The sequence below is a fragment of the Roseateles sp. P1_C1_2 genome, assembly GCF_056406535.1.
Window position 1 is genome coordinate 158,975 of record NZ_JBFUAB010000016.1, and the last position, 26,879, is coordinate 185,853.

General features: G+C 70.1%; 19 protein-coding genes. 5 read left to right on the forward strand and 14 right to left on the reverse strand.

The genetic code is table 11. The annotated features are described in order from the left end of the window. The first annotated feature begins 111 nt into the window (after positions 1-111). The gene (locus AC1D2H_RS17435; protein WP_477932607.1) at positions 112-1,062 is read left to right on the forward strand and encodes a tetratricopeptide repeat protein; all 951 of its coding nucleotides are present in this window, start codon (positions 112-114) and stop codon (positions 1,060-1,062) included. A 14-nt stretch (positions 1,063-1,076) separates the two neighbouring features. Here the strand turns inward: AC1D2H_RS17435 and AC1D2H_RS17440 are convergent, their stop codons facing one another. After that, positions 1,077-2,864 carry a serine/threonine protein kinase gene (locus tag AC1D2H_RS17440; RefSeq protein ID WP_478011851.1) on the reverse strand — a complete coding sequence of 596 codons (1,788 nt, stop codon included), beginning with the start codon at positions 2,862-2,864 and terminating at the stop codon, positions 1,077-1,079. A 106-nt stretch (positions 2,865-2,970) separates the two neighbouring features. Here AC1D2H_RS17440 and AC1D2H_RS17445 point away from each other — a divergent pair, with 106 nt between their 5' ends. After that, on the forward strand, positions 2,971-4,290 hold the full coding sequence (locus tag AC1D2H_RS17445) for a hypothetical protein (protein WP_478011852.1): 1,320 nt from the start codon (positions 2,971-2,973) through the stop codon (positions 4,288-4,290). Positions 4,291-4,297: 7 nt separating this feature from the next. On the opposite strand, the gene AC1D2H_RS17450 is transcribed toward AC1D2H_RS17445, so the two are convergent. The 6 genes from AC1D2H_RS17450 to fba all read right to left on the reverse strand — a co-directional run bounded on the left by AC1D2H_RS17450 (position 4,298) and on the right by fba (position 11,510). Next, positions 4,298-5,419 carry a hypothetical protein gene (locus tag AC1D2H_RS17450; protein WP_478011853.1) on the reverse strand — a complete coding sequence of 374 codons (1,122 nt, stop codon included), beginning with the start codon at positions 5,417-5,419 and terminating at the stop codon, positions 4,298-4,300. A 70-nt stretch (positions 5,420-5,489) separates the two neighbouring features. Then, the gene (locus AC1D2H_RS17455; RefSeq protein ID WP_478011854.1) at positions 5,490-6,386 is read right to left on the reverse strand and encodes a phosphoribosylaminoimidazolesuccinocarboxamide synthase; all 897 of its coding nucleotides are present in this window, start codon (positions 6,384-6,386) and stop codon (positions 5,490-5,492) included. A gap of 31 nt (positions 6,387-6,417) precedes the next feature. After that, entirely contained in the window at positions 6,418-6,789 is a 372-nt protein-coding gene (locus AC1D2H_RS17460; RefSeq protein ID WP_477937548.1) for a response regulator, read from the reverse strand. 1 nt (position 6,790) lies between these two features. After that, positions 6,791-9,913 carry a PAS domain S-box protein gene (locus AC1D2H_RS17465; protein WP_478011855.1) on the reverse strand — a complete coding sequence of 1,041 codons (3,123 nt, stop codon included), beginning with the start codon at positions 9,911-9,913 and terminating at the stop codon, positions 6,791-6,793. 99 nt (positions 9,914-10,012) lie between these two features. Further along, positions 10,013-10,474, reverse strand: coding sequence for a gamma-glutamylcyclotransferase family protein (locus AC1D2H_RS17470; protein ID WP_478011856.1), 462 nt, complete (start codon positions 10,472-10,474; stop codon positions 10,013-10,015). Beyond that, positions 10,446-11,510 (reverse strand): class II fructose-bisphosphate aldolase, encoded by a 1,065-nt coding sequence (fba, locus tag AC1D2H_RS17475; RefSeq protein WP_478011857.1) that lies wholly within the window; start codon positions 11,508-11,510, stop codon positions 10,446-10,448. The genes AC1D2H_RS17470 and fba overlap by 29 nt, the downstream gene beginning before the upstream one ends. 412 nt (positions 11,511-11,922) lie before the next feature. Here fba and AC1D2H_RS17480 point away from each other — a divergent pair, with 412 nt between their 5' ends. Together AC1D2H_RS17480 and AC1D2H_RS17485 are read left to right on the forward strand one after the other, a co-directional pair. After that, entirely contained in the window at positions 11,923-12,942 is a 1,020-nt protein-coding gene (locus tag AC1D2H_RS17480; RefSeq protein WP_477937556.1) for an STAS-like domain-containing protein, read from the forward strand. Next, complete coding sequence (locus tag AC1D2H_RS17485; RefSeq protein WP_478011858.1) at positions 12,939-13,685, forward strand: PA3715 family protein; 747 nt, start codon at positions 12,939-12,941, stop codon at positions 13,683-13,685. Before AC1D2H_RS17480 ends, AC1D2H_RS17485 begins: the two co-directional genes overlap by 4 nt. 6 nt (positions 13,686-13,691) lie before the next feature. Here the strand turns inward: AC1D2H_RS17485 and AC1D2H_RS17490 are convergent, their stop codons facing one another. After that, positions 13,692-14,591 carry a pirin family protein gene (locus AC1D2H_RS17490; RefSeq protein WP_478011859.1) on the reverse strand — a complete coding sequence of 300 codons (900 nt, stop codon included), beginning with the start codon at positions 14,589-14,591 and terminating at the stop codon, positions 13,692-13,694. Further along, entirely contained in the window at positions 14,588-15,142 is a 555-nt protein-coding gene (locus AC1D2H_RS17495; protein ID WP_478011860.1) for an NADPH-dependent FMN reductase, read from the reverse strand. The genes AC1D2H_RS17490 and AC1D2H_RS17495 overlap by 4 nt, the downstream gene beginning before the upstream one ends. Before the next feature lie 38 nt (positions 15,143-15,180). Here AC1D2H_RS17495 and AC1D2H_RS17500 point away from each other — a divergent pair, with 38 nt between their 5' ends. Continuing rightward, positions 15,181-15,384 carry a heavy-metal-associated domain-containing protein gene (locus AC1D2H_RS17500; RefSeq protein WP_477937564.1) on the forward strand — a complete coding sequence of 68 codons (204 nt, stop codon included), beginning with the start codon at positions 15,181-15,183 and terminating at the stop codon, positions 15,382-15,384. Here AC1D2H_RS17500 and AC1D2H_RS17505 read toward each other — a convergent pair. From AC1D2H_RS17505 to AC1D2H_RS17525, 5 genes are all read right to left on the reverse strand, one after another. Next, positions 15,381-17,600, reverse strand: coding sequence for a xanthine dehydrogenase family protein molybdopterin-binding subunit (locus AC1D2H_RS17505; protein WP_477937566.1), 2,220 nt, complete (start codon positions 17,598-17,600; stop codon positions 15,381-15,383). The two genes, AC1D2H_RS17500 and AC1D2H_RS17505, sit on opposite strands and share 4 nt — an antisense overlap. A 10-nt stretch (positions 17,601-17,610) precedes the next feature. Continuing rightward, positions 17,611-18,066 (reverse strand): (2Fe-2S)-binding protein, encoded by a 456-nt coding sequence (locus AC1D2H_RS17510; RefSeq protein WP_478011861.1) that lies wholly within the window; start codon positions 18,064-18,066, stop codon positions 17,611-17,613. A gap of 79 nt (positions 18,067-18,145) precedes the next feature. Beyond that, positions 18,146-21,865 (reverse strand): ATP-binding protein, encoded by a 3,720-nt coding sequence (locus AC1D2H_RS17515; RefSeq protein ID WP_478011862.1) that lies wholly within the window; start codon positions 21,863-21,865, stop codon positions 18,146-18,148. A 101-nt stretch (positions 21,866-21,966) separates the two neighbouring features. Further along, positions 21,967-24,729 (reverse strand): TonB-dependent receptor, encoded by a 2,763-nt coding sequence (locus tag AC1D2H_RS17520; protein ID WP_477937570.1) that lies wholly within the window; start codon positions 24,727-24,729, stop codon positions 21,967-21,969. Positions 24,730-24,929: 200 nt separating this feature from the next. Continuing rightward, on the reverse strand, positions 24,930-26,879 hold a 1,950-nt coding region (locus AC1D2H_RS17525), incomplete at its 5' end, for a hybrid sensor histidine kinase/response regulator (RefSeq protein ID WP_478011863.1).

Genomic DNA, 26,879 nt, shown 5'->3' on the forward strand with positions numbered 1-26,879 from the left:
CGATGCCGATGACGGCATCCGGGTTCGTGGGGGCTGAGATAGGCAAATCGCGCTCCGGGGCTCAGGAAAGCCTTGAATTGTAGAAGCCGAGGCTCCACCTCCCTCCTCGCCATGATCGACATCACCCTCCAGAACTTCGAAGCCGAACTCATCAATGCCTCCCAGACCCAGCCCGTGCTGCTGGACATCTGGGCGCCCTGGTGCGGCCCCTGCCGCACCCTCGGCCCCATCCTGGAGAAGCTGGAAACCGCCTATGCCGGCCGCTTCACGCTGGCCAAGCTGAACAGCGACGAGGTGCCCGAGATCGCCACCCAGCTCAGCCAGATGTTCGGCGTGCGCTCCATCCCCTTCTGCGTGATGTTCGCCGGCGGCCAGCCGGTGGACGGCTTCGTCGGCGCGCTGCCCGAGGCCCAGATCCGCGAATTCCTGGACAAGCATGTGCCGGCCGGTGAAGAGCTCGAGGCCGAGGCCGACCTGGCCGAAGCGGAAGGATTGATGGCCGAAGGTGACCTGGAGGCGGCCCTGGCCAAGCTGGCCCACGCCGTGCAGACCGACCCGGGCAATGACACTGCCCGTTTCGACTACGTGAAGGCTCTGCTGGAGCTCGGCCTGCTGGGCGACGCACAGGCGGCCTTCGCCCCGGTGGCCGCCAAGGCCGCCGACACGCTGACGCCCTCGCCGCGCCTGGCCGCGCTGGCCACCTGGCTGAGCGCCTTCGAGGCCGCCGCCGGTGCCGACCCGGCCGCGCTGCAGGGATCAATAGCCACCAACAAGCGCGACTTCGACGCCCGCTTCTCGCTGGCCCAAGTCCACCTCGCCGGCCAGCGCTTCACCGAAGCCATGGACGAGCTGCTGGAAATCATCATGCGCGACAAGGCCTGGAACGGCGAAGCCGCGCGCAAGACCTATGTGGCCATCCTGGAGCTGCTGGCCAAGCCGGCACCCAAGCCGGCCGCCGAGGCCAAGAGCGGCACGCTGGAACTGGCCGGCAAGGCGGCCGTCGTGCACAGCGACCCGCTCATCGACAGTTACCGCCGCAAGTTGTCGATGGCGCTGTTCTGATCAGCGGCGCCCGATCAGGGCACGCCGCTGTTGCCGCGATTGCCGCGGATGTCACGCAGCCTGACGCATTCCGGGTCGTTGTGATAGATCGGCTTTTCACACTGCCGGTCGATGCACCAGGCACGCGCGAACAGCACCCGGCCGCCGCAGGCCTCGTTGGCGGTGCGGGGCTCGCTGGACGGAGCGGGCGTGGACGCGGGCGGCGGCGCCGCCTTGCTCGACGGGACGGCCGGGCTGGGCGCCGCCGGCTCGGGGGCCGCGAACACCGGGCTGCGCGGCACCACCGGGCGGAAGTCGCCTGCCTTCTCGGTCGTCATGGGCCTGGACGTCGCGTCACGGCGCGTCGGCGCCGAGGCGGGCGTTGACGCCGGACGGGTGTTCACACCGGTCGCGGCCGAGGCCGGCGCGGGCTTGACAGGCGCTGCCACCACCGGCGCGGGTGCCGGCGCCGATGCCGGCACAGGCTGAGGAGGCGGCGCACTGGCCACCGCGGCCTGGGGTTCGGGCTGGGGCTGCTGCACGGGCGCAGGCGCGGGTGCCGGCGCCGGTGCCGCCACGGACGCGGCCGGTTCAGCCGGCGTGAGCTCGGGCTTGGCCGGCCCGCCGCGCAGCTGCATGACGAAGAGGCCGAGCAGCAGCACGGCGCCGACGCCGCCGCCGATCATGGCCGGCATCCGCCACGCGGGCGGCTGCGACGCCACGGCCTGGGCCGGCGGCTTTGCAGCCCGCGGCGGGGGCGGCGGCGGAGGCTTGGGCGCGGACTTGCGCAGCGGCACGACGACAGTGGCATCGTCGTCATCGCCCGGCAGCGGGCCCTGCACCGTGTCGGCGAACTCGAGATCCAGGGGTTCGGGCGCCGCAGGCGGTGGCGGCGCGGCCCGCGGCGGGGCGGCCTGGGGCGGCGGCACGGCCACGCGGCCGTCCAGCGCCTCGCGCCAGGCGGTCACGGTCTGAGGGCGCTGGTGGGGCGCCACGCGCAAGGCCCAGTCCAGGCTGGCCAGGAAGGCCGGCGAATAACCGGGTACGTCCAATGGCGCCAGTTCGTCGCCCATGGCGCGCGCCGTGGCCGGCGGCGGCGGGCGGCCGGTCAGCAGCTCATGCATGGCCGCGGCCAAGGCATAGAAGTCGGTCCACGCGCCCTGGCGCAGCGTCGTCGCCTCGGCATATTGCTCGATGGGCGCGAAGCTGGGCTTCAGGATGGCGGTGAAGACCTGGGTGCGGTCGCTGATGGCCTGGCGGGCGGCGCCGAAGTCCAGCAGGATGGGCGGGCTGCCGTCGGCCGGCATGAAGATGTTGTCGGGCGCGACGTCACGGTGCCAGACATGCTGGGCATGCAGGGTCTCAAGCCCACCCAGCACGGCGTCGAAGATGCGCCTGACCCAGGCTTCCGGCGGCGGCGTCGGGCGGCTCTTGCGGGCTTCGCGCAGGTTCTGGCCGACGAGGCGGGGCATGGCCATATAGGCCGTGCCGTTGGCTTCCCAGAAGCGGTAGACCTTGAGCAGCGACGGGTGGTCGAAGCGGGCCAGCAGCTTGGCTTCGTTGACGAAGCTGCGCCGGCCGAGCTCGAAGGTCTCCTTCATGGATACCGAACGCACCGACACCTGGGACTGCCCGTCGCGCAGCGCGAACTGGCTGGGCATGTACTCCTTGATCGCGACCTCGCGCTCCAGCGAATGGTCGCGCGCCAGGTAGACGATGCCGAAGCCGCCCACGCCGAGCGTGCCGAGGATTTCCAGCTCGCCAAAGCGCGTGCCCACCGGCAGGGCGTTGATGGCGTCTTCGTCGCGGGAGTCGGCGGTCATAGGCCGGCGAGGGTAACGCAGCCCGGGCGCGTCGAGACTCCGTAAAAAGCCGGTCAGCGTGCCGGAGTTCCCGGCCCGGCCGCCCGGGATCACTACATTAACGCCCATGAAAACCCGCAGCCTTGGCCTCCTCTGGGCACTCAGTCTGATGCTTGGTGCCTGCGGCGGCGGTGGCGCCGGCGGTGGCAGCGAACCCACCAGCCAACCGCAGACCGCCGACCCGGGCGCCCGCGCCCAGGCCTTGGCGTCCTACCAGGCGACGCGCAGCGCGCCTGCCCAAGCCGGCAGCGCCGACCTGGCCAACGCCGCCGCCGCCAGCCAGCGCCTGGCCGTGACCGAACTGCTGTCCACCGCCACCGATGCCGCCGTGCCGGCGCTGAGCTTGGCGCCCTGGCAGCTGCTGGCTGCAGCGACCAGCGGCGACAGCGCCAGCGAACTGCGCGGCCACTCACCGGCCGAGGCCTTGGACGCCAGCGGCGCCGCCATCACGTCGGCGCTGCAGCGGGAGATCTGGTTGCAATCGGGTTACAAGCTGCTGCCCGAGTTCTGGGTCGCCACCGAGAAGCTGGCCGGTGCCGCCACGGTGGCAGCCTGGTCCACCACCGAAGTGGATTTGGCCAAGAGCGGCCTGGCGGCGCCCACGGCCGCCTTTGATCCCAACTTCGCGCTGCGCCTGGTGCTGCGCGACCGACTCCAGCTGCAGATGGACTGGCCCGCCGCCACCTGGGAGGACGGCCTTTTCACCGACGACGACGGCCTGCGCCGCAAGACCCGCATGCTCAGGCTCAAGGCCGGCGTGCGCAGCTACGCCCAGGACGACCATCGCGCCGAGGCGCTCACGGTCGGCCGGCTGACGCTGCTGGCCCTCAGGCCCACGCGCGAGGGCCTGGCCGCCTTCGGCCCGCGCCGCCTGGCCTCGGCGCTCAAGGAAAGCGCCGACGCACTGATCTTCAACACGGCCGCCGCCCTGCCCGTCGCCGGCGAGATGCTGCTGCCAGAGATTGCCGTCACCGAGGCGCGCCCCCTGGTCGACCTCGCGACCAGGCTGCGGGCCGCCGGCCTGTCGGCCGCGCTGGATCCACTGAAGGCCAATCTCAAGGCCATGGACGGCACGGGGGGCAACTTCGCCCAGGCCGTGACCGCCGAGCGCGAGTTCAGGATTGCCGCTGACGGCCTGAAGTTCAATGCCGCTGCGCTGCTGGGCTTTGCCTTCAACCCGAACAACCCCAACGGCAACGGAAGCTACGGCGTCGGCATCACCACCACCAGCGGCACGCCCACCAGCTGTTTCACCACCGGCTCCTCGAGCCCCTGCTGCCCCAGCAACGGCCCGGCGCTGCGCAGCTTCTACCTGGCGATCTTCGACGAGCAGAAGCTGCTGCAGGGCCTGGTCGCCGTGCGGCGCGCCGGCGACTTCGGCTGCTGAAACCCGCTCAGCGCGGCGGCTCGCGCAGGCCGGCCGACGTCAATCGTTCRGCCCAAAGGCTGCGCTGGGCCGCGTCCTGGGCCCAGGCGGCCTGGGCCGCATCGCCATGGCGGGCGGCCAGGCCGTCCTCGTGCAACTTGGCGTAGACCTGGGCCAGGCGGGCATGCAGGGCGGCACATTCGTCCAGGTCGCAGTGGGCGGCGTCCTCGGCCAGCACCTCGACGGCGGCCTGGTCGGCCAGGGCACGGGCGCGCTGGGACTCGCCGGTATTGGCCCAGCACCAGGCCAGGTCGGCCAGCAGGCTGCCGCCGGTGCGGGCCAGGCCGGCGGCCACGGCCTCGGGAAGATGGGCCTCCAGCAAGGGGGCGGCGGCGRCGAAGTCACCCTGCACGGTCAGCAGTTGGGCGCGCAGCAGCGGCGTCAGGTCGGCGCGGGCCGAGCCGCCGACGGCGTCGTCGAAATGGCCGATGGAATCCACCCCGAGCAGCACGGCCGGCGCCTCGCCGGGTTCGCCGGCCAGGGCGGCGTGGCGGATGCGCAGCGCGCGCATCTGCATCTGGTTGTAGAGCAGGGCCGCCAGGCCGGCGTCGTCGCCATCGGCGCTGGCGGCGCGGCGGCCCCAGGCATACCAGGACGACGCGGCAGCTGGGTCTCCAGCCAGGTCCCAGGCCATGCCCAGGGCGGAGGCGACACGACAGGCCGCCGGGTTGTCGGCGGGCGCGGCGAGCACGGCGGCGGCATGGATCACGAGGCGATCGATGTCGCGGTCGACAAAGGCCATCTGGGCCAGCCAGGCGTCGCACAGCGACTGCAGGGCCGGCAGCTTGGCGGCCTGGGCCATCACCTGGGCCCGGCGCACACGCTCACGGGCGCCGCCGCCAAAGGCGCTGAAATAGGCGGTCAGGCCCTCGGCCAGGTGCAGCCAGGCGGCCAGCTCGACGCGCGGCTGGGCGAGCGCGCGGGCCTGCAGCCGGTTCAGTTCCTCGCGGGCCTCGGCCTCGCGGCCGTGGCGCAGCCACAGGATGGCGCGCTGGGCCTGCAGCACCGCCGCGCGCGCCGGCATGGCCGCGACGGCGGCGATCTCGCCATCCAGACGCTGGGCGAGCCGGCTGCGCAGCTTGTGGTTCATTGGTGCACCCTTCGCGCTGCGCGCTGTCCCGCCAAGCGGGAATGAGTCCCTGCGGACGGCCGGGCGGTACTCATGCGGTCAGACGCTGCAGCGCTTCTTCGTACTTCTGCACCGTGCGGTCGATCACTTCGGCAGGCAGGGCCGGCGCGGGCGCCTTCTTGCCCCAGGGCTGGCCGTCGATGCGCACCGCCTCCAGCCAGTCGCGCACGAACTGCTTGTCGTAGCTCGGCGGGTTGCTGCCCGGCGCATAGCTCTCGACCGGCCAGTAGCGCGAGGAGTCGGGCGTCAGCACCTCGTCCATGAGTGTGAGCGTGCCGTCGGCGTCCAGGCCGAACTCGAACTTGGTGTCGGCAATGATGATGCCCTTGGTCAGCGCGAAATCGGCGGCGCGCTGGTAGAGCTGGATGGAGATGTCGCGCACGCGGGTGGCCAGCTCCGTGCCGATGATGCCGGCCGCCTGCTCGAACGAGATGTTCTCGTCGTGGTCGCCCATCTCGGCCTTGGTGGCCGGCGTGAAGATGGGTGTGGGCAGCTTGTCGGCATTGCGCAGGCCCGCGGGCAGCTTGACGCCGCAGACGCTCTGGCTCTGCTGGTATTCGGCCCAGCCGCTGCCCGCCAGATAACCACGCACCACGGCCTCGATCGGCAGGGGCTTGAGGCGCTTGACCAGCATGGTGCGGTCCTTCAGCTGCTCGGCCTCGGTTGGCGTGACGACGGACAGCGGGTCTTCGCCGGTCAGGTGGTTGGGGACGATGCCCTGCAGCTTGTCGAACCAGAACAGCGCCATGCGGGTCAGGAGCGCCCCTTTGCCGGGAATCGGTTCGCCCATGATGACGTCGAAGGCCGACAGGCGATCGCTGGCCACCATCAGGATGCGGTCGTCGCCGACGGCGTAGTTCTCGCGCACCTTGCCGCGGCCAAGCAGCGGGAGGGAGGTCAGGCTGGATTCGTACAGAGCTTGGGGCATGGCGGCGAGCGAAAGGGCAACGCCGCGGATTTTAGGTGCCGAGGTAGGACCGGACAGTCGCTGCAAAACTGTGCACATCAATCGGCTTGGTCAGATAGCCGTCACAGCCTGCTGCACGGAAGCGCTGCTCGTCACCCGGCATGGCAAAGGCGGTGAAGGCGATGACGGGCAGGTCGGCCAGGTCGGGCGTGGCCTTGATGGCGCGCGCCAGGCTCAGGCCGTCGGTGCCGGGCAACTGGATGTCGACCAGGGCCAGCGCGGGCCGGTAGGCGCGCAGCCGCGCCCAGGCCTCGTCGACATGCAGGGCACGGTCGACGATGAAGCCGTCGGCCTCCAGCACATACTGGGCGAGGTCGATGTTGAGCTCGTTGTCGTCGACGATGAGGATGCGTTCGCCAGCCATTTCAGCTCCCGGTTCCGTTGCGACGCCGGCCCCGGCGGTCCTGGCGCGCGGCATTCAGCAGCGCATCGCGCACCGCGGCCATCGGCTGGGCCTCGCCCGCATTGGCGATGGCCGTGGCCGAGCGCGCCAGGCTCTCGATGTCCTCGACGCCCAGCGCCAGTGCCGTCCAGACGATGACGGGCAACGTGGCCCAGCGCGGGTCGCCGCGCAGCTCGTGCAGCACCTGGAAGCCGTCGATGCCGGGCATCATCAGGTCGAGCACGAGGGCGGCGGGCTGCAGCACGGACAGGCGCTGCAGCGCCTCGGCGCCGCTGGCCGCCGCGACGGCCTCGACGCCGGCGCCCTGCAGGGCCGCACACATCAGTTCGCGCGACGCCGCCTCGTCGTCGACGACGAGCACGGGCCGGCCCGGGCCCAGCCGGTCACGCAAAGGCAGCAAGGCCCGCGCCAGGGCCGCCCGGCGCAGCGGCTTGGCCAGCACATCGGTGACGGGGAAGGCGACGCCCGCGCCGGCGCGCGGCGTCAGCGCCAGGGCCTTGACGGCCGCATGCATGGACGGCCCGCCGCTGCGCAGCGCCGCCAGCAGGGACAGGCCCGGCGCATCGGGCAAGCCCAGGTCGATGGCCAGCTCGGTATAGCGGCGCACGCGGGTCAGGCGCAGCACCTCCCCGGCGGTGGACGCGGTGTCGGCGATGACGCCGGCCTGCGACAGCTCGCGCGCCAGGCCATCGCGCAGCGGGTGGTCGCACAGCGCGATCAGCTGCTGGTGGGCCGGCCGCTCGGCCGGCAGCACCGCGTCCAGCGGCTGGCGCGGCAGCACGGCATAGAAACGACTGCCACGCCCGGGCTCGCTGTAGACGCCGATGCGGCCACCCTGGGCCTCCACCAGCCGGCGCGTCAGCGCCAGGCCGAGGCCGGTGCCCTGGTGGCGCTTGGTCAGGCCGTCGTCGAGCTGCTGGAACTCGACAAAGAGTTGATGGATGCGCTCGGGCGGGATGCCGATGCCGCTGTCTTCGACCTCCAGCCGCCACAGCCGGGGCCCTTCACCCACCATGCGCAGTTCGATGTGGCCGCCGGCCGGCGTGAACTTGATGGCATTGGACAGGTAGTTCAGCAGCACCTGCTTGAGCCGCGCCGGGTCCAGCACCAGGCCGCGCAGGCCCGGCTCGATGGAGGACTTGAGGCTCAGGGTGCGCTGCTCGGCGAGCACGGCGACGGTGGCCATTACGTCGTCGACGAGGGCTGGCAGTTCGACGGGCTCGGGGTGGAAGTCCATCTTGCCCGCCTCGATCTTGGACAGGTCGAGCACGTCGTTGATCATGGCCAGCAGATGCCGGCCGCTGCTGGCGATGTGCTGCAGCCATTCGCGCTGGCGCTGCGAGTCCGGCGGGTGGGCACCCATGGTCAGCAGGTCGGCGAAACCGATGACGGCATTCAACGGCGTGCGCAGCTCATGCGACATATTCGCCAGGAAGAGGCTCTTGAGCCGGCTGCCTTCCTGCACGCGACGGTTCTCGGCCGCCAGCCAGATGGACTGCTGGCGGGCCTGCTCGGCGGTGCGCATGGCGGTCACGTCGGCGGCAATGCCGACCAGGCGCGGCGAGCCCGCATCGTCGTGGGTGACGCGCGCGTCCAGGCGCAGCCAGTGCACGCTGTCGTCGGGCCAGACGACGCGGAACTCGGCATGCCAGGGCCGATGGCCCTCGGGCAGGGCCGCGAGGCCAGCCTCCACCATGGCGCGGTCGTCGGGATGGACGGCGGCCAGCATGCGCTCGCGACTCCAGTTGCCGCTGGCGTCGACGAGGCCGAAGCATTGGTCGTAGCGGCGCGAGCGGTGGATGGCGCCGCTGTCCAGCTCCAGTTCCCAGTCACCGATGGCAGCGGACTCCAGCGCGAAGCGCAGCCTTGCCTCGCTCTGGCGCAGCGCGGCCTCGATCTGGCGCTGGTGGGTCAGGTCGCGTGCCGACTTGATGCCACCGATGATGCGACCCGTCGCGTCGCGCAGCGGCGAGACCTGGGCCGAGATCTCGACGCGGCGGCCGTCCTTGGCGATGCGCACGGTGCGAAAGGGCGGCACATGCTGCCCCTGGGCAATGCGGTTCAGGATGCCCATCTCCTCCGCCTCGCGTTCGGGCGGGATCAGCATCTGCACCGGCTGGCCGACGACCTCGGCGGCGGTGTAGCCGAACATCTTCTCGGCGGCCGCGTTCCAGTTCGTGATGTGGYCGTCCAGCGTCTTCACGACGATGGCATCGGCCGAAGACTCGACGACGGCGGCCAGGCGGCGCACCTCGGCCTCGGCCTCGGTCAGGCGGCCGACGTCGCGGAACACGATGGCCACGCCGCGCTCGCTGCCGTCGGCATGGTGGGTCAGGTCGGCATGGACCTCGACGGGGCGCGAGCTGCCGTCCCGCGCGACACAGACAGCCTGGCTGCGGAAGGCGACGTCGGAAGTGCGGTCACGGACGACGTCGATGGGGTTGCGCGCCATCAGGTCAGCCGGCATGCCCTCACGCTGGAAGACCTCCCAGAGCGAACGGCCCAAGGCCTCGCGCGCCGGCCAGCCGGTGATGCGCTCGGCCACGGCGTTGATGCGCGTGACGCGGCCCTCGCCGTCGGTCGTGATGAAGCCGGCATCGATGGCCGCCAGCGTCGCGGCCAGGTTCTGCTCGGCCTCCAGTTGATGGTCCTCGGCGCTGTGGCGGCGGTCCATCTCGCGGCGCAAGGCTTCGTTGGCGGTGCGCATCTCGTCGATGGACGGCAGGGCCAGCAGCGTGGGCATCAGCCGCCAGGCGACGGCCGCGGTGAGCACCGAGGCGCAGGCGGTGAAGACCTTGCCGGCTGTCTGCAGTTCGTAGTCGGGGCGCCAGATCGTCCAGACGTCCAGCACATGGGTCACGCCACAGGCAAAGATGAAGACGGCAAACAGCGTCGCGATGCTGCCGAGGTTGACCTGGGGGCGTTGGCGGGCGTAGCTGGCGATGGCCAGCGGAATGGAGAAATAGGCCAGGGCGATGGACAGATCGGCGCTCACCATGGTCCAGAGCAGGCCCGGCGACCATTGGAAGCAATAGCCGTGGGGCAGGAACCCTGCCCGCGCGACGATTCCGGTCAGCTCGTCCATCCCATGCTCCCAACCCCAACTACCAAGGGGTTATGCCAATGCATTGTGGCCCCGCAAACAGGGGGTGCATCGGCCGAAACGTGGTTTATTCCCGGGGCTTCAGCGTGGCGTGATCAGGTCGAAGCCGACATAGCGGGCGATGAAGCGCTCACGGCCTTCGCGGCCGAAGGCATCGGCATCCCAGTCGCCGGCCAAAAGCCGGTCAGCGAACTCGGCGCGAAAACGGTAGACCTGGGCCGGCAGCGTGCCGCCATCGCCCGGTGTCACGACGATGTCGGCGCGCTCGTACTCGACGCCTTCGAAGGCATCGAGCCGCGCCCAGGCGTCCTGCGTCACATCCAGGTAGAGCCGCCCCTGCACGAGCCCGCCGGGGGCGGGCCGCAGGCCGGGATAGTCCTGGCCGCGTACCGGGTGGCGCTGATGATCGGCCAGCGAGGCAGGCTCGCTGGCGAATTCACGCCCGCAGACGCGGGCCATGATGTCGGCCCACATCAGTGAGCCGTAAGTGAAGCAGTGACGCGTCACTGAACCCTTATTGGACCTTCTGTGCCAGCTCGCCACGGGCGTAGGCGCCGGCGATGTCGACCAGCGTGCGGCCCTTGATCTTGCCGGCCTGGCCTTCGCAGCCGAATTGCATGTAGCGCTCCTTGGCGATGACCTTGGCGGCCTCGCGGGCCGGCTTGAGCCATTCGCGGGCGTCGAACTTGTCGGGGTTCTCGGCCAGGAACTTGCGCACCGCGCCCGTCATCGCCAGGCGGACGTCGGTGTCGATGTTGATCTTGCGCACACCGTGCTTGATGGCTTCCTGGATCTCCTCGACCGGCACGCCGAAGGTCTCCTTCATCTTGCCGCCGTACTGGTTGATGATGGCCAGCAGGTCCTGCGGCACGCTGGACGAGCCGTGCATGACGAGGTGGGTGTTGGGGATGCGCGCGTGGATCTCCTTCACGCGGCCGATGGCCAGGATGTCGCCCGTGGGCTTGCGGCTGAACTTGTAGGCGCCGTGGCTGGTGCCGATGGCGATGGCCAGCGCGTCCAGCTGGGTGGCCTTGACGAAGACGGCGGCTTCCTCGGGGTCGGTCAGCATCTGGGAGTGATCGAGCTTGCCTTCGGCGCCGATGCCGTCTTCCTCGCCGGCCTCACCGGTTTCGAGGTTGCCCAGGCAGCCCAGCTCGCCTTCCACGGTGACGCCGACCTGGTGCGCCATCTCGACGACCTTGCGGGTGACTTCCATGTTGTATTCAAAGGAAGCCGGCGTCTTGCCGTCTTCCATCAGCGAGCCGTCCATCATCACGGAGCCAAAGCCCAGGTCGATGGCGCCAGAGCAGACCTTGGGGCTGGTGCCGTGATCCTGGTGCATGACCAGCGGGATGTGGGGGTACATCTCGGCCGCCGCCTGGATCAGGTGCTTGATGAAGGGCTCGCCGGCGTATTTGCGGGCGCCTGCGCTGGCCTGCAGGATGACCGGCGCACCGACCTCGTCGGCCGCGGCCATGATGGCCTGCACCTGTTCCAGGTTGTTGACGTTGAAGGCTGGGATGCCGTAGCCGTTTTCGGCGGCGTGGTCCAGCAACTGGCGCATGGAAACGAGAGGCATGGGTTGTCCCCGGTGTAGTTGATAAATCTCGACCGACTGCGGTTCCCAACGTACTTGGTAACCGCGCCGTAACTGGTTGGGGATTCTATGGAGGCTGCCGGCCTTTGGGACGGGCGCGCGTTGACCCGCATTCGGGGGTCAGGCAAGGCGCAAAGCGGAGCCGGGTGGGATACCCGGCGAGTATTTGCAACGCCGCATGAGCCTCGAAGGCGGGTCAACCCGTAGGGCCGGGGCGAGTTGCCACGCCATCCAGCGTTGCGCCCGCCTCGTGGGAATGACCCCACAGCGGCGGCCGCGCCTTGTCTGGCCTGGCAACTTGCCCCGGCGCGCGCCCGCCCCAAAGGCCGGCAGCCTCCTGAGTCAGGGACCGCCCCACCCCCCGCAGTTGAAGTAGTCAGCACAATGCGTGCTCATGACAAGACTGGTGTTCGACCACCTCACCAACTGGATCACCGCGGCGGCCAGCGAGCATTCGCACGATCTGGCGACGCATATCGAGGAACGCACCGGCGCCAGCCACCGCGCCACGCTGGCCGCCCTCAAGCGCCTGGTCGAAGCCGGCTGGCTGGCCCGCGGCGGCAGCGGCCGCCGGCCGGTATTCACGCCGGGCAGCCTGCGCCAGGTGGCGCGCAGCTACACCCTCTATGGCCTGCAGGAAGACCTGCCCTGGCAGCGCGATTTCGCGCCTCACTTCGCCTTGCCCAAGCATGTCGAGCGCATGGTCCAGCATGGTTTCACCGAGCTCGTGAACAACGCCGCCGACCATTCGGGCGGCAGCAGCGTCACCGTGTCGCTGCGCCAGACGCCGACGCATGTACAACTGCTCGTCAGCGATGACGGCATCGGCGTCTTCGACAAGATCTGCACCGCCTTCCAGCTCGAAGACCCGCAGCACGCGATGCTGGAGCTCAGCAAGGGGCGGTTGACGAGCGCCCCCGACGCCCACACCGGCCGCGGCCTGTTCTTCAGCTCGCAGCTGGCCGATGTCTTCGACATCCACGCCAACAACACCGCCTACCAGCGCCGCGCTTGGGAAAGCGCCGGCTGGAAAAAGGGCCGGGCCCTGCCGCGCCAGGGCAGCAGCATCTACATGGCCATCGCGCTGAACACGACGCGCACGCTGGACGGCGTCATGGAAACCTGGAGCCTGGCAGGCGACGGCATCGAGTTCGACCACACCCGCGTGCAGCTGCGCCTGCTGACCAGCGAAGGCCAGGCCCTGGACTCGCGCGCCCAGGCCCGCCGCGTCGGCTCGCGGCTGTCGGCCTTCAAGCGCGCCGAGATCGATTTCGACGGCGTCACCGACGTCGGCCATGGCTTCACCGACGAGCTGTTCCGCGTCTTCGCCAAGGCCAATCCTCAGATCGAGCTGGTGCCGGTGAATGCCACGCCGCGCATCGAGGCGCTGGTGAAGAGCGCGCGCGCGGGATGAAAAGGGTTCTCGCGCTGGCGCTGGGCGCAAGCTGCGCCCTGGCGCAGGCCCAGGACCGCCAGGGCTGCAGCGACGCGATCGAGCAGGCGCTGCGGGCGGCGCGGCCAAGCGTCGTCGGGCTGGGCAATCTGGTCTCACAGCACTGCAAGCCTTGGCCACCCTCAGCGGGCCAGGTCTTCGCCGCCGTGATGGCCTTCGAGAGCACCGCCAAGTCACCCGAGGGCGACGCGGCCTGGGAGGTGGTCCTGGCCCTGCTCGATGCCCGTACGCAGCGCCCGCTGCAGATGCGTTGGACCCATGTCGACTCGGACGCGCTGACCGGTGTCGGTGAGTACAGCTTCAAGCTCGACACCGCAGCCTGGCAGCTGACGCCGCAACTGCGCGCGCTGGGGCTGCGTTTTCATTCCACCGCCCATGGTTCGCAATATGCCGAGGCCTACTGGGGCAACGAGCTGATGCTGTTCGTGCCCGCAGGCAGCAGTCTGCGCCAGGTGCTGAACGTCGCGACGCATGCCCGGGCCCGCCTCGAAAACGCCGAGGACCAGTGGCAGGCTGCCGAACTCTCCTTGGCCATGGGCCGGCCTGGTCCGGCGGGTTGGGCCGACATCATCGTGACCAACACCGACGAAAGAGCCAGCCGCCGGCCGCACCGATGGGCCTACCGCTACGACGGCAAGTCCTATCGACTGAACGCCGAGCCGGCGCCGTTCTGGAGCGGCTACTGCTGCACGCTGAATTGGTGAAGCGGCTCAGGGCTTCCTGAGCGCCGGCACCGGCGGCACCGGGATGCGCGGGCCGACATAGCCCTGCACGACGCCGAAGCGCCCGCCATCCTCGCGGGCCCAGTCCATCGCCCAGTCCTGCATCTCGGCCGGCTCGCGGCCGACGAAGTTCCACCACAGCAGCGGCGGCGCGGCCCAGGGCTCGCCGCCGAGCAGCAGCACCCGTGCGGCCGCCGGGCAGCGCAGTTCGACGGACTCACAGCCGGGGCCGATATAGAGCAGCGTGCCCGGCGTGATGGTCTCGACGGCATCATGCCCGGCGGGCGCTGCCTCGACCTCGCCTTCCAGCAGCATCAGCCCATGCTCGAAACCGGGTTGCAGCGCCAGCACCGCGTCGGCCGGGCCAGCGGCCACGAGGTCCACGCCGAGCAGCGGCGTGAAGCTGGGCACCGGCGAGCGCTGGCCATCGAAATCGCCGACCAGCAGCGTGCCGTCGAAGCCGCCGACCGAGCAGTGCGGCAGCTCGGCAAAGTGCTGGAAGCTCGGCGCCCTTTCCCGCTCGGCATCGGGCAGCGCGATCCACAGCTGGGCCAGATGGATGCGGTCGCTCAGCGACTCCTCGCTGTGGCTGATGCCGTGGCCGGCCGTCATCAGGTTGACCTGGCCGGGGCGCAGCACCTGCTCGGAGCCCAGGCTGTCGCGGTGCAGGATCTCGCCTTCGATCATCCAGCTGAAGGTGGACAAGCCGGTGTGCGGATGCGGGCCGACCTTCATGCGCTGCTCCGGCGGCAGCGTGGCCGGGCCGGCATGGTCGGCAAAGCACCAGGCGCCGATGATGCGGCGGCCCTTGTTGGGCAGGGCGCGCTGGATGGGGATGCCGCCGACATCGCCGATGTGGCTGGCGATGCGCTCGACGTGGACGCTCATGCGGCCCTCCGGCGCACGAAGTCGACAAAGCCTTGCACAAAGGTCTGCAACTGCTCGCGCACCTTGTCGTCGACGAGCTTGCCGTCGGCATCGAAGACCGTGCCGGCCCGGGACACCATCAGCCGCCCGCCCATCCAGAAGTCGCTGCCGAAGGTGCGGAAGACGGAAAGCAGCGCATCCTGCGACTGCACCGTGCCAAAGCCGCCCGGCGTCGCACCGATCAGGCCGGTCGGCTTGCCGCCAAACAGCTTGGCGCCCTCGCCGCTCGGTCGCGACAGCCAGTCCAGGCCGTTCTTCAGCACGCCGGGGATGCTGTTGTTGTACTCGGGCGTGCCGATGAGCAGCGCGTCGGCGGCGCGGATCTCCTCGCGCAGCGTCGTCACCGCCTCCGGGATGCCCTGGGCCTCGACGTCGCCGTCATAGAGGGGGATGCCGTGCAGGGTGCGCAGTTCGATGCTGACACCCTCGGGCGCCATCTCGACGGCGGCGCGCAGCAGGGCCGTGTTGTAGGAGGCGCGGCGCAGCGCGCCGCTGAGGGCAATGATGTGCATGGCAGTACGTCCAGCGGAGATGCGGGCATGATGCCAGCATGCACAGCTTCACATTGCCCGACATGAGCTGCGGCCATTGCGTGGCCGCCATCACCGAAGCGCTGAAGGCCGCCGACGCCCAGGCCCGTGTCGACATCGACCGCGAAGCCAAAACGGCCCAGGTCGACAGCGCCCTGCCCCGCGAGGCGCTGGCGGCCGTGCTGGCCGAGGCTGGCTACCCACCAGCCTCGGAATCAGCCTAGGCGAAGCGGAACGGCAGCTCGCGCTGGCGCTGGCCGGTCAGGCGCGCCACCGCATTCGCGAGCGCCGGTGCCAGCGCCGGCAGGCCCGGCTCGCCCATGCCCTTGGGCGGGTCGTTGCTCGGCACGATGCTGACCGTCATGACCTTGGGCGCGTCCGGCATGCGCGGCATGGCCATGTCGTAGAAGTTGTTCTGCTCGACGACGCCATCCTTGAACGTGACGCGGTGGGTCGGCATCGTCGTGCCCAGGGCCATGATGGCCGCGCCCTGCACCTGGGTCTCGACGGCCTTGGGGTTGACGCAGAGATTGCAGTGCACGCCGGCGTGCACTTCCTGCAGCACCGGCTGGCGGTCCTTGCCCTTGCCCTTGATGCTGGCGACGACGACATAGGCGACGACGGACTCGAAGCTCTCGTGCACCGCCACGCCCCAGGCCTGGCCGGCCTTGAGCTTGCGCTTGCCATAGCCGCTCTTGTCGACAGCGGCCTGCAGGGCGGCGCGATGGCGGTCGGCCTTGGCGTTGCCCTCCATCAGCTTGAGGCGGTAGGCGACGGGGTCCTGCTTGGTGGCGAAAGCGATCTCGTCGACCAGGGTCTCCATCACATAGGCCGTGTGCGTGGAGCCGACCGAGCGCCACCACAGCACCGGCACATTGACGTCGGGGTGGTGGACGCTGAGGTTCATCGGGAACTCATAGGGCTCGCGCATGCCCTCGGTCGTCGTGCCATCCACGCCCTTCTGGTAGCCAAAGCCCTCCAGCGGCGAACCCTTCAGGATGCTCTGGCTGACGATGCGGTGCTGCCAGCCCGCGATCTTGCCGGCCGCATCGAAGCCGATCTCGGCGCGGTGCACGGTCATGGGCCGGTAGTAGCCGGCCTTGACGTCGTCCTCGCGGCTCCAGATCACCTTGACCGGCATGGGCTTGCCGGCCTGGGCCAGCGCGACGGCCACGGCCGCCGCCTCGCGCGGCCATTCGGTCGCCGGCGTGGCGCGCCGGCCGAAGCCGCCGCCGGCCATCTGCACATGGATCTGCACCTGCTCGGGCTTGAGCCCCACCGTCTTGGCCAGGTTCATCGCGTCGATGCCGGGCATCTGGGCCGCGTAATAGAAATCGCAGCGGTCGGCCTTCAGGTCCACCGTGCAGGCCAGCGGCTCCATCTGGGCGTGGTTCAGGTAGGGGAAGACGAAGTCGGCCGTGATCTTCTTGGGCGCCTTGCTCCAGGCGCCCACGTCGGCCTGGAACTCGGGCTTGGGCGCCGGCGTGCCGGCCGTCCTGGCCAGGGCCAGGTACTGCTTGGTCAGCGCGGCCGTGTCGGGCTTGGCGACGCCGCCCAGGTCCCAGTCGACCTTGAGGGCATCGCGGCCCTTCTTGGCGGCCCAGTAGCCGCTGGCGACGACGGCCACGCCCTGGCCGCCGCGGTCCAGCGGCACGGTCAGCACGGCCTTGACGCCCTTGACCTTGAGGGCCTCGGCCGAATCGAGCTTGCCAACCTTGCCATTGAAGACCGGCGGGCGCTGGATGACGGCCACCGCCATGCCGGGCAGTTGCACGTCCATGCCATAGGCCTGGGTGCCCGTGCTCTTGGCCTTGCTGACGACCAGGCCGGTGGGCCGACCGATCAGCTTGAAGGCCTTGGGGTCCTTCAGCGTGACGGCCTCGGGCACCGTGCCCTTCATCGCGGCGTCGAAGAACTCGCCGTAGCCGGCGCTTTTTCCGCCGCCCGAAATGACGCCGTTCTCGGCCTTCAGTGACGCGGCCGGCACGGCCCAGCTCTCCGCAGCGGCGGCCACCAGCATGGCCCGGGTGCGGGCCCCCAGCTCGCGGTATTGCTGGTAGCTGTTCTTGACCGAGTTGGAGCCGCCGGTCAGGTGGATGCCGAACATCGGGTCCACATAGGCGGCCTTCTGGTCGCCAAAACCGGTGCGCACCTTGCTCCAGTCGGCGTCCAGCTCCTCGGCGCAGATCATGGCCAGGCCGGTTTCGATGCCCTGGCCCATGTCCATGCGATTGCACAGGATGGTGGTGGTGCCGTCCTTGGCGATGGTGACGAAGGCCAGCGGCTGCTCGGTCGGCTTGGAGCCGGGCTTGGGCGCCTGGGCRTGGCTCAGACCTGGCAGCAAGGCCAGGCCGACGGCGCCACCGACGGTGGTGGTGACGAAGCTGCGGCGGGACAGACCGCCAGTCAGGGCCTGGTCGATACGACGTGGGTTCAGCATGTCGTTCTCCTCAGGCGAGTTGAGCCGCGGCCGCGTGGATGGCGGCGCGGATGCGGGTGTAGGTGCCACAGCGGCAGATATTGCCGGCCATCGCCTCGTCGATCTGGGCGTCGCTGGGCTTCTTGTTGCCCTTGAGCAGGGCCACGGCGCTCATGACCTGGCCGCTCTGACAGTAGCCGCACTGGGCCACGTCATGCTCGACCCAGGCGGCTTGCACGGCCTGGCCGACCTTGTCGTTGGCCATGCCCTCGATGGTGGTCACCGGGCCCGTCACCGAGGAGATCGGCGTCAGGCAGGCCCGCACCGGCGCGCCGGCCACGTGCATGGTGCAGGCGCCGCATTGCGCCGCGCCGCAGCCGAACTTCGCGCCGGTGAGCTGCAACTCCTCTCGGACCGCCCACAGCAATGGCATGTCGGGGTCAGCATCCAGCGAGACGGCGCGACCGTTGACGGTCATGTTGATCATGGTTTCCTCCGAGGGGGGGTGGGACGGCGGGACTCTAGCCAGAAGCGGCCGCCCAGTACATCAGTCGGGCATTGCGACCCTAGGGGCGCAGGGCCCGGGCCAGCGCCTCCAGGGCGACCGGCTTGACGAGGTGGCCGTCGAAGCCCGCCTCGACGGAGCGCTGGACGTCCTCGGGCTGGCCATAGCCCGTCAGCGCCACCAGGCGCAGCGCCTGGCCTGCGGCCCTCAAGCGCCGTGCCACTTCATAGCCATCCATGCCGGGCAGGCCGATGTCCAGCAGCATCACGTCGGGCTGCCAGGCAGCCGCCATCGACAGCGCGTCCTGCGGGCCGAAACCGGTGCGCACCTCATGGCCATCGGCGCGCAGCATCATGGCCAGGGATTCGGCGGCGTCCTGGTTGTCGTCGATCAGCAGCACGCGCCGCGGCGCCTCGGCGGCGCTGACCGCCACCGGCGCGGCCGCCGGCCGCTGGTGCAGCAGCGGCAGGCGGATCTCGAAGCTCGAGCCCCGCCCGATGCCGGCACTGCTGGCGCCGACGCGGCCGCCATGCATCTCGACGAGGCGGCGCACGATAGCCAGGCCCAGCCCCAGGCCGCCCTGGGCGCGGTCCAGCGTGCGCGCGCTCTGCACGAACAGGTCGAAGATGACGGGCAGYGTCTCCGGCGCGATGCCGGCGCCGCTGTCCTGCACGCGGATGACGGCCTCTTCGCCGTCCCGGGCCAGCTCGACGCACACTTCGCCGCCGCCGTCGGTGTATTTGGCCGCGTTGGACAGCAGGTTGACCAGGCATTGCTGCAGCCGCGCCGCGTCACCCAGCACAGCCAGCACGGCCAGCGCCGGGCCGGACACGACCTTCAGCCGGTGGCGGCGCTCCAGCATCGCCGGCCCGACGGCCTCGACGGCCGCGTCGATGACGCTGTGCAGCTCGACCGGCTCGCACTCCAGCTCGATGCGGCCATGGGTGATGCGCGACACGTCCAGCAGGTCGTCCACCATGCGCGCCATCTGCTGCACCTGGCGGTCGATGATCTCCACCGCGCGGCGCTGCGGCGCGCCGGGCTGGGTGGTGCGCAGCATCAGCGCCGCCGCCGTGCGGATGGGCGCCAGCGGATTGCGCAGCTCGTGGGCCAGCATGGCAAGGAACTCGTCCTTGCGGCGGTCCGACTGGCGCAGCGTCTCCTCCAGGCGCTTGCGATCGGTCATGTCGAAGGAGATGCCGCTCAGGCGCACGGCCTCGCCGGCGTCGTTGCACAGCGCCTGGGCGCGCGTCTCCAGCCAGCGCAGCTCGCCGTTGTCGGGCCGCACGATGCGCTGCTCCAGCGTGAAGCCGCCACCGTCGCGCGCCGCCGTTTCGATGCTCGTGCGTATTTCGTCGACGTCCTCGGGATGGACGAGGGCAAAACCCTCTTCGAGATGGCGCAGCGTGGCGCCCAGCACGTCGGCCGCGTTCTCGGACACGGTCAGCCGGCGCGTGCCCAGGTCGATCTCCCAGGTGAACATGCGCGCATGGGCCAGGAAGAGGCGCAGCTGCTGCTCGCCGCCGCGGCGCGCCAGGTCCAGCTCGATGAGGGCGGACACGCGCGCCAGCAGCTCGCGGGCCGTGAAGGGCTTGATGAGGTAGTCGTCGGCACCGGCGCCCAGGCCCTCGATGCGGGCCTCCTCGCCGGCACGGGCCGACAGCAGGACGACGGGCAGGGTGTGCAGCGCATCGTCGGCGCGCAGGGCCGCCAGCACCTCGAAGCCATCCAGCCTGGGCATCATCACGTCGGACAGCAGCAGCGCCGGGCGCTCACGGCGCACGGCGGCCAGGGCCTGTTCGCCGTCGGCCGCCTCCTCGACGCGGAAATAGGGCGCCAGCAGCCGGCGCAGGTAGTGGCGCATGTCGGCGTTGTCGTCGGCCACGACGATGCGGGCGCCCAGCGTCGCACGGTAGCGGTCGCCGATGCCGACCCTGTCGACGCCGACCGGGGGCGCGTCCTCGGCCACCGCTTCGGGCAGCCAGCGCAGCGCCTCCTGCACATAGGAGGGCGCCTGGCTGCCACTGCGTGTCTCGACCCGCTCGTGCCTGACCTGCTCGGCCGGCAGATGCGCATGGCCCAGCGGCAGGCGCAGCGTGAAGCGCGTGCCGCGGCCGAGCTCGCTGTCCACGTCGATGCGGCCGTGATGCAGGCGCATCAACTCCTGCACCAGGGCCAGGCCGATGCCGCTGCCCTCGTGGGTGCGTGCCTGCACGCCCTCGACGCGGTGGAAGCGCTCGAACAGCCGCGGCAGCTCCTCGGGCGCCACGCCGATGCCGCTGTCCTCGATCTCCACGATGGCCCAGTCCGCCTCGGCGCCGACCCGCACGCCGACTTCGCCCTGCAGCGTGTACTTCAGCGCGTTGGACAGCAGGTTCAGCAGGATGCGCTCCCAGTGGTCGCGGTCGACATAGACCGGCTCTGGCAGCGCCGGGCAGGTGACGCGGAAGACCAGGCCCGCGCTCTCCATCGCCGAGCGGAAGCTGCTGGCCAGTTCGCCGGTCAACGCCGCCAGGTCGGTAGGCTGGAACACCGACGTCACGCGGCCGGCCTCGATGCGCGAGAACTCCAGCAGCGCATTGACCAGCCTGGACAGGCGCAGCGCATTGCGCTCCACCATCTGCAGCCGGCTGCGCGCCGAGGGCGGCAGCTGCTCGTGCTCGAGGGCATCGCGCAGCGGCCCCGTCATCAGCGTCAGCGGCGTGCGGAACTCGTGGCTGATGTTGGAGAAGAACTGGGTCTTGGCCCGGTCCAGGCGGGCCAGTTCCTCGGCCTTGCGCTGCTGCATCTCATAGGCCTCGGCATTGCCGATGGCCGCCGACAGCTGCTGGGCCACCAGGCCCAGGAAATCGGTGTAGTGGTCGCGCGGCAGGCGATAGGGGTTGAGGCCGACGATGAGCACCCCCTCCTGCCCGGCATCGCCGCTGGGGCGGATCGGCAGCACCATGGCCTTGGCGGCGGCCTCCTTCCAGTCGCCACGGGGCCAGGCCACGCCGGCCGGCAGCGCGTCGACGATCCAGGGGCGCTGGGAGCGCAGCACCTCGCTCGCCCGCCAGGGCTCGCCGCGCACATCGAGCGCTCGCAGCGCCTCCAGCCACGGGCCCTTGCCACCCGCGGTGCCGGCCAGCGCGAAGGCGGACTCGCCATGCTCGCGCAGCAGCACGGCCGCAAACAGCGCGTCCTTGCGGTTGGTCTCCAGCGCCTCGGTGCAGCGCTGCACGGCATCGGCGACGGTGCGGGCGTCCGCCGCGCGCAAGGCGAGTTCGCGCAGCAGGGCCAGCTGGCGCTCGCCGACGACGCGCAGCGTCTCGTCGGAGTTGGCGCAGATGATGCCGGCCGGCACGCCGTCGTCGCCGGGAATGGGGCTGTAGGAGAAGGTGTAGTAGGTCTCCTCCGGGTAGCCGTTGCGCTCCATGATGAGGAGCTGGCTCTCCACGAAGATGCCGTCGCCCGTCATCGCCGTGCCCAGCAGCGGCGCGATCTCGGGCCAGATCTCGCGCCAGACCATGGCGGTCGGCTGCCCCAGGGCCCAGGGATGCCGGCCGCCAATGATGGACTGGTAGGCGTCGTTGTAGAGATAGATGAGCTGCGGACCCCAGCCGATCCAGATCGGCTGGCGCGACGTCAGCATGATGCGCACGACCGTCTTCAGACTGCGCGGCCATTGAGCCGGCTCACCCAGCGGTGTGGCGGTCCAGTCGTGGGCGCGCATCAGTTCGCCCAGCTCGCCGCCGCCGGCCATGAAGGAGGTGTCGAAGTCGCGCGGCGCGGGCAGGCTCATGCGGCGTGACGATAGCGGCAACATGCCGGCCCAGGCTGCCTGTCCAAAGAAAAAGGGGCTCCGAAGAGCCCCTTGCGATCGCGCCCTGGGCGCGAGTCATTTCACTTGAACTGATAGCTTGCTGTCATGTACCAGAAGCGGCCGCGCGGGTCGACGAAGGAGCCGGCATAACCGGTCACATGCGAGCCATAGCTGGACACGGCCGTGAACGGCGGATCCTGGTCCAGCAGGTTGCGCGCACCCAGGCGCAGGGCCAGGGTCGGGATGGGCTTCCAGCCGACGGCCATGTTCCAGCGGCTGGTGTCCTTGACCTTGTGCTCCACCAACGGGCCGACATTGGCCTCCACCAGGCCGGCCGACTCGGTCCAGCCCTTGATGAAGACGTTCTCCAGCGTCAGGTTCCAGTTGCCCAGGTTCCAGTCCAGGCCCAGGGTGTGCTGCCACTTGGGCACCGGCTGCACGCCGGCGCCGTCGCCGGCCGTGCCCTCATAGGACACGAAGGGCGTGCCCTTGCCGTTCTGCTGCTTCCACTGGTTGATGTAGCTGCCGGTGAAGCTGGCGCCCAGGCGGCCCATGCTGCCCAGCGGCCAGCTCGCCTTCACGTCCACGTCGATGCCGTTGGTCTTCAGGTCGCCCAGGTTCTCGACCGGGGTCTCGATGTAGCTGATGAAGTTGTTCGGCGCGGCCAGGCGGTGGATGCGGGCGTTGTAGCGCTGGTAGAGGGTCGCGTCGGACATGATGGCGTCGCCGCCAATGGTGCCGATCTGGTCCTTCTTCTGGATGTGCCAGTAGTCCAGCGCGATGGACAGGTCACGCACCGGCTCGAACACCGCGCCGATGGAGTACTGGCGCGACTTCTCGGGCTTGAGGTTGGGGTCGCTGGACAGTCGCACATTGAACTGCGTTTCGCAGCGCGGGTCGCCGGCCTGGCCGGCCGGGCAGTTCGGGTCGACCAGGGAGTTGGCGGTGTTGGTGAAGGCCGTTGGGCTGTTGACGTCCCACAGCGTCGGCGCGCGGAAACCGGTGCCGGCGCTGCCGCGCAGCAGGATTTCCTTGCTGGGCTGGAAGCGCAGCGTCACGCCCGGGTTGAAGGTGCTGCCGAAGTCGCTGTACTTGTCATAGCGCGCCTTGACGGTCGCCTCCCAGCCCTTGGCGAAGGGCATGGAGAGCTCGCTGAAGACGGCGTAGATGGTGCGCGAGGCCACGGTCTTGGGCACGGTGCCCTCGCCGCCGATGTGCAGGCCCAGCTCGTAGTCCGGGTTCACGGCATGGTCGTCAGCCTTTTCCTTGCGCAGGTCGGTGCCGACGGCCAGCATCATCGGGCCGCCCGCCATGCTCATCAGCTCCTTGCTGGCCTTGGCGTCGAACGCATAGGTCGTGCTCTTGGAGCGGCGCATCGGGCCTTCCATGCGGGCGCGGTTCAGTGCGGCCAGGCCGGCCTCGTCCTGCGGGCCGAAGGGGTTGATGATGCCCTTGGCCAGCTCGGCGATGAAGCGGCCTTCGTGCAGATAGTTGTAGTAGTCCAGCGAGCCCTTGGCCTGCGACATCGTCAGGCCGGCGTCGTAGTCCCAGCCCTGGAAGATGCCGGAGGCACCGGCCACGAAGCGGGTCTGCTCGTTCAACACGTTGTTGGTGCGCGGGCCGACCGGCACGGAGCGCATCGCGATCTCGGTGAAGCCGCCACCCAGCGTGTCGAACTGGGCCGGGGTGTAGCCCAGGCTGGTCAGCAGCGCCGCCGGGAAGTACTTGCTCGAAATGGGCAAGGCAAAGGACGGGTAGGTGCCGTCGGCCTTCACATGACCCGCTGTCGAGTCGATGGGCACGGCGGCCGTGCGGCCGATGGAGTCGTTGCGTGCGTAGCTGGCCTCGAAGAAGACCTGCGAATCGTTGCCCGTGTCCAGCGTGAAGCGGCCGAAGGCATCGGCCTTCTTGGAGTCGGGCAGGTTCTCCTGCATGGCCGGATAGATGAAGCGGCAGCGCTTGATCGGCGTGCCGTTGGGCGTCGTCGCCGCCAGCGTCTGGATGGTGTTGAAGTTGGGGTCGCAGGGGCTGAAGTCGGCGCCCGCGTTGGCATAGGCGCCCGGCGTGATGTTGAAGTCGACGAGGCGGCCCGGGAAGGAGCGGCCCGAGGTCGGGGGATCGGAGCCGGGGATTTCGTCGATGCCGCGCAGATACCACTTCTGGTCGAGGGAGCTGACCTTGGTCTGCTTCTTGACGTTGCCGGTCAGGAGCAGGTTGTAGCCGTCGGTCTTGAGGCCGCCCATGCCGAAGGCGATGGAGGCGCTGGTCTCCTTGCCGCCGATGCTCTTCTCGGGTGCGCCGTACTTCAGCGTGATGGCGCCCTTGTCGTAGTCCTTGCGGGTGATGAAGTTGATGACGCCGCCGACGGCGTCGGTGCCGTACACGGCCGAGGCGCCATCACGCAGCACCTCGATGCGATCGATGGCCGCGAAGGGGATGCTGTTCAGGTCGACCGACGAGTTGCCGCCGATGGAGCCGAAGGCGAAGTTGGCCAGGCGCCTGCCGTTGAGCAGCACCAGCGTGGAATTGGGGCCCAGGCCGCGCAGGTTGGCAAAGCTCTGGGAATAGCCGGCGCCCTGCGTCGAATCCGACTGCATGGCCGTGTTGGCGCCGATGCGGCGCAGGATGTCCTCGACATTGGTGGCGCCGGTCTTCTCGATCTGGTCGCGCGTCATCACGGTGACGGGCAGGGCCGTCTCGGACTCGACGCGCTTGATGGACGAGCCGGTGATGGTGATGCGCTCGAGCTGCTGCTGTTGGGCCGGCGCGTTCTGCGCGGCGGCCGTGCCGGCGATGCCGGCGGCCAGCAGCGCCAGCGCCAGTCGGGTGTGACGGTGTTGCATGGAAGCAGTACTCCTGTCGTTTGGGGCTTTGTGAAGAGGTCGCCCCGACCCCCGCCGCGGCGCGGCTTGTTGCCCTCGTGCAAAGAAGTGTGAGCGGCACTTCATGCGGTTTCCCCTGCGGGAAGTCAGGCTGTGGCGCAATCGCAGCACCAAGAACTAGGGGCTGACTTTCCACACGGGCCAGGCCGGCCCCTAACGACTCAGACTCGCGCGTACTGGGCCAGGGCCTGCAGCAGCGCCGCCAGGCTCAGGGGTTTGGTCAGGTGCGCGTCGCAACCGGCAGCGAGGGACTGCTGCACATCGGTGTCGAAGGCGTTCGCCGTCAGCGCGACGATGGGTGTGCGAGGCAGGCCCTCTGCGGCCTCGATGGCACGCCACTGGCGCGTGGCCGTGAGGCCGTCCATGCCCGGCATCAGCATGTCCATCAGCACGAGGTCGAACTCGCCGTCGCCCGTACCCTTTCGCAAGGCGGCGAGCGCCTGCTCGCCGTCGCGCACCCGCGTGATGCGGTGGCCCAGGGGCTGCAGCATGCCCTCGATGACGAGCACGTTGACGTCGTTGTCCTCGGCCAGCAGCAGGGCCAGCGAGCGGCTCGGCGCAATACGGTCAGCACGTGGTTCGGCGCGCGCCTCGGTCAGGTCGGCATGCGGCGGGCGCGATTCCGGCAGGTCCAGCCTGACCTCGAAGCGGCTGCCCTCGCCGAGGCGGCTCTGCACGCCGACGTCGCCGCCCATCAGCCGCGCCAGGCTGCGCGTGATGGCCAGGCCCAGGCCCGTGCCGCCGAACTCCTGCGCGATGGACGCGTCGGCCTGGGCGAAAGGCTGGAAGATGCGTTCCAGCCGGTCCGTCGCGATGCCGATGCCGGTGTCCTGCACGCTGATCAGCACGCGGCCCTCGCCATCCCGCGACAGCTCCACCGTCACGCCACCGGTCTTGGTGAACTTGATCGCATTGCCGACCAGGTTGGTGACGATCTGGGCGACGCGCTGCTGGTCGCCCAGCACCCAGCCGGTGGCCTCGGTGCGCGCGAACACGCGCAGCCACAGGCCCTGGCTCTGGGCGCGCGAACGCAGCAGCTCCAGTTGCAGCTCGACGAGATCGACGAGGTTGAAGGGGTGGGGGGCCAGCTCCAGCCGTCCACTCTCGATGCGGGCGTTGTCGAGCAGGTCGTTGATGAGGGCGAAGACCTGGCGGCCGGCGTGGCCCAGCACCTCGACGTAATGGGCCTGCTCGGGCCGCAGCGGCGAGCGCGCCAGGATGTCGGAGAAGCCCAGCACCGCGTTCATCGGCGTGCGCATCTCGTGGCTGACCTGGGCCAGCAATTCGGTCTTGGCGCGGCTGCGCGCGTCGGCCAGCTCGCGCTCGCGGGTCAGCTCGCGTTCGCGCTCGCGATGGGCGCGCTCATGCTCGATGGCGGTGAACAACAGGCCCAGGGCCAGCAGATAGAAGGCCGGCGCCGGCGTGGGCAGCCGCCCTGCTGCCACGGCCAACCACGCAGCAAGCACCATGGCCGTCATGGCCACACCGGCGGCAAGAGCCTGGCGGCGCAGCAGCAGTGGCAACAGGCCCAGGGCCAGCAGGCCGGCATCGACAGCCCAGACCGCCGCGCCACGGTCACGCAGCAGCGGCAGCGGCTCGCCGCCCAGCGCTTCGAAGACGGCGGCATTCAGCGCGGTGCCCGACAGCCGTCCCTGGGGCGTCATGACCTCGTCGGCAAAGAAGGCGCTGCTGCCGACGAAGACGCTGCGACCGGCCAGCAACCGGGCCAGTTCGGTGTCCTCCACCTCGCCCAGGGCCGCACGCATCAGGCGCTGCCAGGACACCCGCGGTGGCGCGTCGCCGTTCAGCGGCAGGCGCAGGCGCAATTGGCCGGCCTCGTCCACCGGCCAGCGGCGCGCCCCGGCGAGCAGATCGCCACCGTCGCGCCGCCAGGCCAGCGCGCCATCGGCCCGCAGCCGTGCCGCAAAGGCCAGGCTGGGCAGGCTGCGGCCCTGCACGCGGTGCAGCAGCGGCACATGCCGCAGCAAGCCGTCGTCGTCCAGGGCCACCGAGATGACGCCGAGGCTGGACGGCTCCGCCAGCGCGTCCAGCAGCGCGTCGGCAGGCGCCGTCAGCGCGTCCCAGTCCAGCCCCGGCGCGTGGGCGGCGCC

Coding starts and splice junctions, on each gene's coding strand:
- AC1D2H_RS17510 (WP_478011861.1), bottom strand. CDS start 18,066: ATGATCAACATGACCGTCAACGGTCGCGCCGTCTCGCTGGATGCTGAC.
- AC1D2H_RS17520 (WP_477937570.1), bottom strand. CDS start 24,729: ATGCAACACCGTCACACCCGACTGGCGCTGGCGCTGCTGGCCGCCGGC.
- fba (WP_478011857.1), bottom strand. CDS start 11,510: ATGCCTCTCGTTTCCATGCGCCAGTTGCTGGACCACGCCGCCGAAAAC.
- AC1D2H_RS17480 (WP_477937556.1), top strand. CDS start 11,923: ATGACAAGACTGGTGTTCGACCACCTCACCAACTGGATCACCGCGGCG.
- AC1D2H_RS17445 (WP_478011852.1), top strand. CDS start 2,971: ATGAAAACCCGCAGCCTTGGCCTCCTCTGGGCACTCAGTCTGATGCTT.
- AC1D2H_RS17455 (WP_478011854.1), bottom strand. CDS start 6,386: ATGCCCCAAGCTCTGTACGAATCCAGCCTGACCTCCCTCCCGCTGCTT.
- AC1D2H_RS17435 (WP_477932607.1), top strand. CDS start 112: ATGATCGACATCACCCTCCAGAACTTCGAAGCCGAACTCATCAATGCC.
- AC1D2H_RS17485 (WP_478011858.1), top strand. CDS start 12,939: ATGAAAAGGGTTCTCGCGCTGGCGCTGGGCGCAAGCTGCGCCCTGGCG.
- AC1D2H_RS17500 (WP_477937564.1), top strand. CDS start 15,181: ATGCACAGCTTCACATTGCCCGACATGAGCTGCGGCCATTGCGTGGCC.
- AC1D2H_RS17440 (WP_478011851.1), bottom strand. CDS start 2,864: ATGACCGCCGACTCCCGCGACGAAGACGCCATCAACGCCCTGCCGGTG.
- AC1D2H_RS17495 (WP_478011860.1), bottom strand. CDS start 15,142: ATGCACATCATTGCCCTCAGCGGCGCGCTGCGCCGCGCCTCCTACAAC.
- AC1D2H_RS17460 (WP_477937548.1), bottom strand. CDS start 6,789: ATGGCTGGCGAACGCATCCTCATCGTCGACGACAACGAGCTCAACATC.
- AC1D2H_RS17490 (WP_478011859.1), bottom strand. CDS start 14,591: ATGAGCGTCCACGTCGAGCGCATCGCCAGCCACATCGGCGATGTCGGC.